The sequence below is a fragment of the Frateuria sp. genome (genome assembly GCF_035695185.1).
Classification (GTDB): Bacteria; Pseudomonadota; Gammaproteobacteria; order Xanthomonadales; family Rhodanobacteraceae; genus Frateuria_A.
Genome location: NZ_DASSES010000145.1, coordinates 22,294 through 29,734 on the forward strand (window position 1 = coordinate 22,294; position 7,441 = coordinate 29,734).

The following is a 7,441-nucleotide window of genomic DNA, read 5'->3' on the forward strand; positions in this document are numbered from 1 at the left end:
CTGCAAGGTTCCTGCGCGCAGTGTCGCCAGTTCGCCGTTGGCGGCATGTGCAGGTTCGCAGGAGGACTGCCGCGAGAGACCTGGGCAATCTCAGCCGTGCCTGAGCAGCAGTTCCAGCATGCGCCGGAAGCGGCGACCGTACGGCGGCTGCAGCAGACGTGCGCCGTTCCAGCGCGCCTGCGCGAACACAGGCTTCAGATGCGAGAAGGTATCGAAGCCGGCCTTCCCGTGGTAGCCGCCCATGCCGGACGCGCCCACGCCGCCGAAGGGCAGGCCGTGCTGGGCGATATGGTAGAGCGTGTCGTTGACGGTCACCCCGCCGGCCTGCGTGTGCGTGAGCACCATGTCGATCGTCTGCCGGTTGTGCTCGAACAGGTACAGCGCCAGCGGATGTGGACGGGCGTTGACGTACTCGACCGCCTGCCCGACCGAGTCGCAGGCGACCAGCGGCAGCAGCGGGCCGAAGATTTCCTCGCGCATCACACGGGCGTCGTCCGGCACGTCCAGCAGTAGCTGCGGCGGAAACAGGCGCCGCACGGGATCCGGCGGCGCCTCGGCCAGCGGCACGATGCGTGCGCCGGCGTCCCTGGCCTCACCCAGTAGCGCCGCGATGCGTGCGAAATGCCGCTCGGAAACGAGGCTGGTGTACTGCCGGTTGCGCACCAGGTCCGGATACAGCCGCGCCATGGTGGCGCGCGCGGCGGCGACGAACTCGTCCACGCGTGCGCGTGGAAGCAGGACGTAGTCCGGCGCGATGCAGGTCTGCCCGGCATTGACCAGCTTGCCGACCAGGATGCGCTCGACCGCCTCCGCCAGGTTCGCCCCGGGCCCGATGATCGCCGGCGACTTGCCGCCGAGTTCCAGCGTCACCGGGGTCAGGTGCGCCGATGCCGTGCGCATCACCTGGTGCCCGACCGCGGTCGAGCCGGTGAACAGCAGGTGGTCGAAGGCCAGGGCGGTGAAGGCCTGCGCCACCACCGCGTCCCCGGTGACCACAGCGACCTCGTCTTCGGTGAAGTACGCCGCCACCTGTTCGGCGAACAGCCTCGAGAAGCGCGGCGTGAATTCACTCATCTTGACCATCGCCCGGTTGCCGGCCACCAGTGCATCCACCAGCGGGCCGACCGCCAGGAACAGCGGGTAATTCCACGGCACCACGATGCCGACCACGCCGCGCGGCTGCGGCAGCAGGCGGTTGGATCCGGGCAGGAAGGCCAGGCTGGTGGCGGCGCGGCGCGGGCCCATCCAGCGCTTGCCGTGGCGCAGCGCATGGCGCACCGCCGAGCGTGAAGGGAACAGTTCGAGCAGGTCGGTCTCTTCCGCCGGACGCTGGCCGAAGTCGGCGTCGATCGCCTCGGCGAACGCGGCGCGCTGCTCCTGCAGCATGCGCGCGAGACGTTGCAGCCGGCCGGCGCGCACGGGCCAGGCCGGCGATGGATCGCGCGCCTGTGCGGTGCGCATGCGGTGCAGGATCGCGGTCAGCTCGGGGGTATCGGCCATGGCGACATCGTCGCACGTCCCGCGCAAGCCTTGATGGCTCCGCCTGCTTCGGAGGGGCCGGCGAGCGGGATGGAGACCGGGGCGATGCTCCCGTGCGGATCGGGCCAGCCGCGGTCCCTCAATGCCAGACTTCTCCCCGACGGGAGAGGGAGCAGGGCCCCGGGTCGCCGGGCTTCTCGACATCCGGTGACGCCGTGGCGCGCCCGAGCGAAAGGCGGCAGCGCCGCCATTCGCTCGTCCACCCTTACTCGCCGATGGTCAGCAGCGAGGCGTTGCCGCCGGCGGCGGTGGTGTTGATGGTCAGCGTGCGCTCGCTGGCGAAGCGCAGCAGGTAGTGCGGGCCGCCGGCCTTGGGGCCGGTGCCGGAGAGGCCTTCGCCGCCGAACGGCTGCACGCCGACCACCGCGCCGATCTGGTTGCGGTTGACGTAGCAGTTGCCCACGCGGGTGTGGCGGGCGATGTAGTCGATGGTCGCGTCGATGCGGCTGTGCACACCCAGGGTCAGGCCGTAACCGGTCTCGTTGATCTTCTCGATCACCTGCGGCAGCTCGCTGGCCTTCCAGCGCAGCACGTGCAGCACCGGGCCGAAGATCTCGCGCTCGAGGATCGACAGCGTGGGGATCTCGTAGGCGCGTGGCGCGAAGAAGGTGCCGTGCGCGGTTGCGGCCGGGTCCATCGGTGCCTCGGCGATCTTCTTGGCCTCCTTGTCCATCCGTTCGGCGTGCGCGACCAGGATCGCCTTGGCGTCCTCGTCGATCACCGGGCCGACGTCGGTGGAAAGCAGGCCGGGGTCGCCGACCTTGAGCTCGGCCATCGCGCCGGTGAGCATGGTGATCACCTTGTCGGCGATGTCCTCCTGCACGTACAGCACGCGCGCGGCCGAGCAGCGCTGGCCGGCGGACTGGAAGGCCGAGGCCATCACGTCCTTGACGATCTGCTCGGGCAGCGCCGAGGAGTCGGCGATCATCGCGTTCTGGCCGCCGGTCTCGGCGATCAGGATCGCGATCTGCGCCTTGCGCGCGGCCAGCGCGCGGTTGATCGCCCAGGCGGTCTCGGTCGAGCCGGTGAAGACCACGCCGGCCACGCGCGGATCGCGGGTGAGCGCGGCGCCCACGGTCGGGCCATCGCCAGGCACGAACTGCAGCACGTCCTTCGGGATGCCGGCGTCGTGCAGCAGCTGGGTGGCGACGTAGCCGATCAGGCTGGTCTGCTCGGCCGGCTTGGCGATCACGGTGTTGCCGGCGGCGAGCGCGGCGCTGACCTGACCGATGAAGATCGCCAGCGGGAAGTTCCACGGGCTGATGCCGACGAACACGCCGCGGCCTTCCAGGAACAATTGGTTCGTCTCGCCGGTCGGACCGGGCAACGCGATCGGCTCGCCGAACAGGCGCCGCGCCATGGTCGCGTAGTAGCGTAGGAAGTCGGCCGCCTCGCGGATCTCGGCGATCGCGTCGGGCAGGCTCTTGCCGGCCTCGCGCACGCACAGCGCGATGAACTCGCCGCGGCGCGCCTCCAGCTGCTCGGCGGCGTACTCGAGCATGGCCGCGCGGTTGGCGACCGGGAAGTTGCTCCAGCGATCCTGCGCCGCGTGCGCATTGGCCAGCGCCTTCTGCACCGTCGCCTCGTCGGCGGCGACGTAGCTGCCCAGCTTGCGGCGGCGGTCGGACGGGTCGGTGACCTCGACGGTCGGACCCGCGCTGGTCGCGCCGGGTACCAGCGGGCCGGCGGTCCACGGACCCTGGTGGGCGTTGGCCTCGTCGGCCAGGGCCCTCAGTTCGTTGTCGTTGGCAAAGTTCACGCCCATGGAATTCTTCCGTAGTTCACCGTAGAGGTTGGCCGGCAGCGGGATGCGCGGATGGGGGATCGACTCGAACGAGCGCACCGTCTGGCACGGGTCGGCAACGAGTTCGCGGGCCGGCACGTCCTCGTCCACCACGCGGTTGACGAAGCTCGTGTTGGCGCCGTTCTCCAGCAGGCGGCGCACCAGGTAGGGCAGCAGGTCCTCGTGCGTGCCGACCGGCGCATAGACGCGGCAGGGCGCCCGGAGGCCGTTCGGCCCGATCACTTCGGCATAGAGGTCCGCGCCCATGCCGTGCAGGCGCTGGTATTCGAACGGGCGGCCCTGCGACAGGTGGTGTACCGCGGCGATCGTGTGCGCGTTGTGCGTGGCGAACTGGGGATAGATCAGCGCCGGCCCGGCGTTGAACAGGCGCCGTGCGCAGGCGAGGTAGGAGACGTCGGTGTTCGGCTTGCGCGTGTACACCGGATAGCCGCCCAGGCCGCCCTCCTGCGCGCGCTTGACCTCGGCGTCCCAGTAGGCGCCCTTGACCAGCCGCACGTACCAGCGCCGGCCGTGGGTCAGCGCCATCTCGACCAGCCAGTCGATCACGAACGGGGTGCGCTTGGAGTAGGCCTGCACGACGATGCCCAGCCCGTGCCAGCCTTCCAGCGACGGGTGCGCGAACACCTCGCCGATGATGTCCAGCGAGAGTTCCAGGCGGTCGGCTTCCTCGGCGTCGACCGAGAGCGCGATGCCGGCCTGCATCGACAGCTGCGAGAGCTCCAGCAGCCGCGCGACCAGCGCCTTGCGTGCACGCTCGCGCTGGCCCGGCTCGTAGCGCGGGTAGAGCGCCGACAGCTTGACCGAGATCGACGGCGCATCGGTGTGGCTGGCGAACGGGCCGCGTCGCCCGATCGCGGCGATGGCATCGCGGTAGGCCTGCTGGTAGCGCTCGGCGTCGGCGGCGGTCAGCGCGGCCTCGCCGAGCATGTCGAACGAATAGCGATAGGCGGCGTTTTCCTTCTTCCTGGCGCGGTCCAGCGCCTCGTCGATGGAGCGGCCCATCACAAACTGGTGCCCCATCAGCCGCATCGCCTGGCGCACCGCGGCGCGAATCGCCGGTTCGCCCAGGCGCGCGACCAGCCGGCGCAGCGAGCCGGTGAAATCGTCGCGGGTGGTCTCGGCCAGGTTGACCAGGCGCCCGGTCAGCAGCAGGCCCCAGGTGGAGGCGTTGACCAGCGCCGACTCGCTCTGGCCCAGGTGCTTGCGCCAGTCGGCGTCGCCGAGCTTGTCGCGGATCAGCTTGTCTGCGGTGCGCTGGTCGGGGATGCGCAGCAGCGCCTCGGCCACGCACATCAGCAGCACGCCCTCCTCGCTGGACAGGTCGTACTGGCGCATGAAGGCCTCGACCATGCTCTGGTCCTTGGCCCGCGCACGCACGCGGGTGACCAGTGCGGCGGCGCGGGCGACCACCGCCTCGCGCTCGTCCGGCGGCAGGTCGGCCTGGTCGAGCAGGTCGAGTACCGCTTCGGTCTCGTCGCGCAGCCAGGCGGCGGTGATGCGGGCGCGCGCCGGATCGGCGACCGTGGGGATTTCAGGGCTCAGGATAGGTTGCGTCACGTGGGGAGATCTGCGGCAGGGGACCGCCCAGGGCGGCGGCGAAGCCGGCGATTGTACGCCTCGCGCACAGGCGCCCGCATCCGTGAGGGGCAGGCCGATCGGCGCGGCGGCGGGCCATAGTCATGCGAGCGGATGCGGGAACCCGGTCGGCGCGGCGTGGCCATGCGCGCCTGCCTGCCCCGGATCACGCGTTTCCCGCTCCCTGTCCCCGCTTGGCTGCGCCATGACACAGGTCACCCGGGTGCGACATTCTTGCCTCGCGGTCATTCAGCGGCCTATCATTCCGCAGTTCCAGGCACGCCGGATTCCCATGATCGTGCTTCGACCCGCTGGCGCCGGCCTGCCGTGCGTGACGATGTGGCTCCGGCCCAATCGCGCACTCAGCCGACGCGGGCTGCGTCGCCTGATCATGGTGCTGGCGGCCCTGGCGCTGACGACGGCCGGGCTGGGTGCATGGCAGGGGAATGTGTTTGCTCCGCTGTTTGCCCTGATCGAGTCCTGCGCGATGGCCCTTGCCCTGCGGCAGGCCTGGCGCGCGGGCGACCGCAGCGAACGCATCACTCTCGACGAGTCGTCGCTGGAGGTGCGCTCGCTGCCCGGACGCCGCCGCGTGTGCTTCCAGTCCTACTGGGTGCGCGTGCGGCTGGCCCCCGGCAACGGGCACGGGCGTCTGCTGCTGGGGTCGCATGGACGCGAGCTGGAGATCGGTTCGTTCCTCGCCGAAGAGGAACGTGCCGTGTTGTCGAGGAAACTCAAGGTGCTGCTGGCGGATGTGCAAGGCCAGCGGCGCGGGTAGGGTCAACAAAGGTGCAAGACATGACATCTGGCGGCATCAGGATCAAGGCATGGGCGGCAGCGGCCTGTGCGCTGTTCAGCGGCGCGGTGTGGGCCAACCCCCAGCCGGGCCAGCTCAACATGACGCGCGGCGTCAGCGAGTGGTCGCCCGAGGCCTACTTCCTCAACAACGTCGCGCTCGGCGTGTGCGTGGCGATCGGCATCCTGGTGTTCGGCGCGATGTTCATCGCCATGTTCCGCTTCCGCAAGTCGCGCGGCGCGGTGGCCGAGAAGTGGTCGCACAACACCATGCTCGAAGTGGTGTGGACCACCATTCCGGTGATCATCCTGATCATCCTGGCCTGGATGGCGACCGGCGGCCTGACCTCCTTCGCCAACACCACCGGTTCGCAGATGACCGTCAAGGTCACCGGCTACCAGTGGAAGTGGCGCTACGACTACGTCTACTACCAGGGCAAGCCCATCGATGGCGTCGGCTTCATGTCCAAGCTCGACGAGCAGAGCAACGAGACCCGCCAGCTCGACTCGGGTCTGGACCCGCGCGCGGTCAAGGTCGGCGACGAGAACACCTACCTGCTCAACGTCGACAAGCCGCTGGTGGTGCCGGTCGACACCAAGATCCGCTTCGTGATCACCGCCGGCGACGTGATCCACTCCTGGTGGGTGCCGGCGCTGGGCTGGAAGATCGACGCGATCCCGGGCATCGTCAATGCCGCCTGGACCAACATCAAGGTGCCGGGCACCTACCGCGGCCAGTGCGCCGAGCTGTGCGGCCAGGACCACGGCTTCATGCCGATCGTGGTGAAGGCGGTCTCCAAGGCCGAGTTCGCCCAGTGGCTGGCGCAGCAGGAGGCCGCCGGCAAGGCGCCGCCGGCCACGCCCGCCACCCCGGCCTCGCCGACGCCGGTACCGGCATCCGCTTCGACCACGGCCGCCCCGGCGGCCAAGACGCCGGGCAAGCAGGGCTGAAGTCCCCCTCCAGCCCATCCGCTTTCAAGTATTCGCATTAGGTAGAGGTGCAAGGCCATGGCCCACGCAGCCACCCACGATCACCACGACGAGCACCACGGCGCGCCGTCGAACTTCTTCACGCGCTGGTTCATGTCCACGAACCACAAGGACATCGGCACGCTGTACCTGGTCTTCTCGCTGCTGATGTTCTTCATCGGCGGCAGCTTCGCGATGGTGATCCGCGCGGAGCTGTTCAAGCCGGGCATGCAGCTGGTGCAGCCGTACTTCTTCAACGAGATGACCACCATGCATGCGCTGGTGATGATCTTCGGCGCGATCATGCCGGCCTTCGTCGGCCTCGGTAACTGGATGATCCCGCTGATGGTCGGCGCGCCGGACATGGCGCTGCCGCGCATGAACAACCTCTCGTTCTGGATCCTGCCGTTCGCCTTCGCGCTGATGCTGTCCACGCTGTTCATGCCGGGCGGTGGCCCGGCCGGCGGCTGGACCATGTATCCGCCGCTCTCGCTGCAGAGCGACTCGGTCGCCTACGTGGTGTTCGCGATCCACCTGATGGGCATCAGCTCGATCATGGGCGCGATCAACATCATCGCGACCATCCTCAACATGCGCGCGCCGGGCATGGACCTGCTGAAGATGCCGGTGTTCGTGTGGAGCTGGCTGATCACCGCGTTCCTGCTGATCGCCGTGATGCCGGTGCTGGCCGGTGCGGTGACCATGCTGCTGACCGACAAGTACTTCGGCACCAGCTTCTTCAATGCCGCCGGCGGCGGC

Annotated in this window: 5 protein-coding genes; 3 read left to right on the forward strand and 2 right to left on the reverse strand. The window is 69.4% G+C overall.

What is annotated here, in order from left to right; genetic code table 11:
- Positions 1-90: 90 nt before the first annotated feature.
- On the reverse strand, positions 91-1,500 hold the full coding sequence (locus VFH59_RS11910) for a coniferyl aldehyde dehydrogenase (RefSeq protein WP_325165120.1): 1,410 nt from the start codon (positions 1,498-1,500) through the stop codon (positions 91-93).
- A gap of 244 nt (positions 1,501-1,744) precedes the next feature.
- Complete coding sequence (gene putA / locus VFH59_RS11915; protein WP_325165121.1) at positions 1,745-4,900, reverse strand: bifunctional proline dehydrogenase/L-glutamate gamma-semialdehyde dehydrogenase PutA; 3,156 nt, start codon at positions 4,898-4,900, stop codon at positions 1,745-1,747.
- Between the two features lie 355 nt (positions 4,901-5,255).
- Here putA and VFH59_RS11920 point away from each other — a divergent pair, with 355 nt between their 5' ends.
- The 3 genes from VFH59_RS11920 to VFH59_RS11930 all read left to right on the forward strand — a co-directional run.
- Complete coding sequence (locus tag VFH59_RS11920; RefSeq protein WP_325165123.1) at positions 5,256-5,696, forward strand: DUF2244 domain-containing protein; 441 nt, start codon at positions 5,256-5,258, stop codon at positions 5,694-5,696.
- 20 nt (positions 5,697-5,716) lie between these two features.
- Positions 5,717-6,664 (forward strand): cytochrome c oxidase subunit II, encoded by a 948-nt coding sequence (gene coxB / locus VFH59_RS11925; protein ID WP_414655887.1) that lies wholly within the window; start codon positions 5,717-5,719, stop codon positions 6,662-6,664.
- Between the two features lie 57 nt (positions 6,665-6,721).
- On the forward strand, positions 6,722-7,441 hold a 720-nt coding region (locus tag VFH59_RS11930), incomplete at its 3' end, for a cbb3-type cytochrome c oxidase subunit I (RefSeq protein WP_325165122.1).

Bases quoted from the DNA above. Each gene is read 5' to 3' on its own strand.
- VFH59_RS11910 (WP_325165120.1), bottom strand. From the start codon at position 1,500: ATGGCCGATACCCCCGAGCTGACCGCGATCCTGCACCGCATGCGCACC.
- coxB (WP_414655887.1), top strand. From the start codon at position 5,717: ATGACATCTGGCGGCATCAGGATCAAGGCATGGGCGGCAGCGGCCTGT.
- VFH59_RS11920 (WP_325165123.1), top strand. From the start codon at position 5,256: ATGTGGCTCCGGCCCAATCGCGCACTCAGCCGACGCGGGCTGCGTCGC.